The organism is Aquiflexum sp., from assembly GCF_977115555.1.
Window position 1 is genome coordinate 1 of the sequence record NZ_CDSBKL010000466.1, and the last position, 2,895, is coordinate 2,895.

Annotated in this window: 3 protein-coding genes; all 3 read right to left on the bottom strand. The window is 40.8% G+C overall.

Going from position 1 to position 2,895, the window contains the following annotated elements:
- Positions 1-355: hypothetical protein (locus ACZFYI_RS18315; RefSeq protein ID WP_462525568.1), on the bottom strand; the 355-nt coding region annotated here is incomplete at its 3' end.
- Positions 356-358: 3 nt separating this feature from the next.
- Positions 359-1,015 (bottom strand): NAD(P)-dependent oxidoreductase, encoded by a 657-nt coding sequence (locus ACZFYI_RS18320; protein WP_462525569.1) that lies wholly within the window; start codon positions 1,013-1,015, stop codon positions 359-361.
- 239 nt (positions 1,016-1,254) lie between these two features.
- The gene (locus ACZFYI_RS18325; protein ID WP_462525570.1) at positions 1,255-2,688 is read right to left on the bottom strand and encodes a S41 family peptidase; all 1,434 of its coding nucleotides are present in this window, start codon (positions 2,686-2,688) and stop codon (positions 1,255-1,257) included.
- Positions 2,689-2,895 lie beyond the last annotated feature (207 nt).

Below are 2,895 nucleotides of genomic sequence, written 5' to 3' on the forward strand. Positions count from 1 at the left end.
CTCCGGCGAAATACAGAAAAACAGAATAAGGAAAAGGTTGCGTGTATGGAGGCAGTGTTTGGTGTGGTTCATTTTGTAAAATGAATTCGATCGCTATGACATCCAACATTCCAAAACCGATCCCTACCAAAAAAGGTATAAACCATTTTTTTATGTCTCCGGGTTTCCCAAAGATATCAGGTAATCCGGCTTCCTTTTGGAAATTGGCCAAGACCCAACCGATGGCAAGCCAAAGGAAATCCATCCAACCGATTACCCTAATAAAGCGCACACCATCTTCCATTTCCAGGCCAAAAAACCTAGTGGCCAACATAGCCAATGCAAATCCAATAAACAGGAAATTTATCTTTTTCATCACTTATGAATATATGGTAGGGACTTTATGGAAGTAATCCGAATGGTTCAAAATATCAAGCAAAAAACCTGCTGTTTCTTTGCGGGATATGGTCAATGAGGGTTTTTGTTCATTCCCAAAAATCACTTTGACCGGTTTAGGCTTCTGACTGTTGGTCAGCCCGACCGGCCTGACTATGGTCCAGTCCAAACCTGAATTTCTGACCAAAGCTTCCTGACGCTCGTGTTCGAGGTAAGCTGCAGACAGCTTGCTGTTGTCTATCAGCCAGGCAAACCATGAAGGAATAAATGGCCTGCTGTCCCCTACTCCCCATGCGGATGTGAATATCAACCTGCTAAGCTTATGTTCCTGACAAACGTTGATTAGGCTTTTCATCGTCATCGAAAGAAAATCCTCGGGTGTCCTCAACGGTGACCAAGGAAAATCCGAGTTCCTTGAAATATTCAGACAACTGAGTACTGCCTGACAGTTTTCCATGGCAAAGCACAAGTCCTTTGGTATCCTGGTATCTCCTTCAAAAACCCGGAGGCCTTCATGTTCAAGGGTGATTTTCTTACCATCCCGCACCAAGGCGTTGACTTGATATCCACGGTCTAAGGCTAGCTGAAGCACTTCTCTGCCTGTGCGGCCGGTGGCTCCGAGTAGTAAAATCTTTTTCATCAGTATTGAAAAATCAGCTGGTTGTTTTCATGATAAGATTCAATTTCCAAGCAAATAGTTGCAAGAGGTCTGAGGTATTTTTCAATAAATCCAAGATTGGTTTGGATCTGATTCCTGATGAATCCCAAATAAATCAGACTAGAAATTTGAGGTATTTATGGAATAAAGGAATATTCCAAAAATACCCCGATTTAAAAGCTGAAGGAAAACTTTGCCAAGCATTTATACAGTTTTGAAGTCTATGGTTTGGCAGTACCGGTTTTGATTTTTGATTTTCTGATCAATTCCAGAGAAAAATCTCGCACAGGGTCTATCCCATTTTGAATGTTTTCTGCGTGGGTTTCGATAGCATAATCAGGGAGTATTCCTCTGTCTTTGGGATTGCTTTCCGTCAAACCGGCCATATGGAAACCAAGCAAAGGAATACCCAGATCAATTTTGGAATGAGGCAAATTTACAATGCTGAAAAAACCGCTTGTATTCATCGCATAGCCACCTGCTGTTTCTGTGCCGATGATTGCTCCTCTTTTTTGGGATTTAAACCGGGATGCAAATTCGGTGGTCACAGAAAAACTCTGCCCGTCCAATAAAAGAAATACATTTCCCCGGAAAGCATTCTTATAAGGTTTTTGCATTTTCAAACCCTTTTGAAATGTGAATTCACGGCCATTTTCACCGTTTTTATTAAACAGAGAAGCAAGTTTGAACAAAAAGGAGGTATTCGCCTCAAAATCCAATTTCTCTTTCTTCTTGACCGAAATGCGCTCATAATAGCTGAAAGGAGATTCAGCAAGGTATTTGTACAGTTCTATTCCCCAACTTTCATTTCCCCCTTCATTGCCTCTGAGGTCGATGACCAGATCGCTGATGTTGTTTTTCTGTATCTCTTCAAAACTGGCTTTCAAAAACTTTTGGAAATCAGGTTCATTTGGATAAGCATAAAACCTATCAATATCCAACCAAGCTGTATTGGATTCCAGGATTTCAAATCGGAAAGGGTTTTCAGGTTCAGGCTTTTTGTCTTGGTGGGCTTTAATCTGATTGTGTGAGACTCCTTCAAAACTCAAATTCCGGATTTTTCCATCCACCAATAACTCAACATCATAAGTCGGTTTGGTTCCAAAATGGGTGGAAAAGATCCCGGGAAAAGCGTGATTGAGTTGATAATACTTTCCGCCCTGAGAAAATCCATCTCCGAAACTCAAATCTGGCAGTAGGTTTTTGATGATATCACCGGTTTTTTCTCCATTGATACTGATGACTTCTGCAGATACAGGTACCTCTTTTCCGTCAAAATGGCCAATGACATAGGCTTTTTCTTTTTCAAAATGTAATTGCAAGGGAAAAAGATCAGCATCAAAGAAAGGATAGTACATATCCTCCCCTGCCACAATCCATTTGGTATGCCCACAGTGAAGTGCTGCGATAAGTGGCGTCATTGCTAGGTAAAACTCCCTGACCGACATTTCTCTCTCCAAACTAGATTTGACTTGCTCAAACAATTCCTCAAATGTTTCTGCTGAGGTGTAGCGGTACATCTCCGGATGTTTGGCTTCCAAAGCTTTTTTGAAAATTTCAACATCTGATTTCATCTGTTCGGGTTGCAATGTCTGACCAAAAAGATGTCCGACATACCCGAACAGAAAACAGATTAAAAACAGGTTCTTTTTCATATTTATAGTGGTTTAGTTTGGCGATCTGGACGAAAAACGCTTTTGCAAATCAGATTTTGAAATGAATAAATCTTAAAAAGGCTAAACTGAAGTCATTCCCTTACACCCCTTGAATCGGTGGAAAGAAAATCCTCAAAATCCATCTTTGTAGCCGCATCAATAAGTAAAGCCTTTTTGATTTTATCCCGCCATCTGGATAACCATATA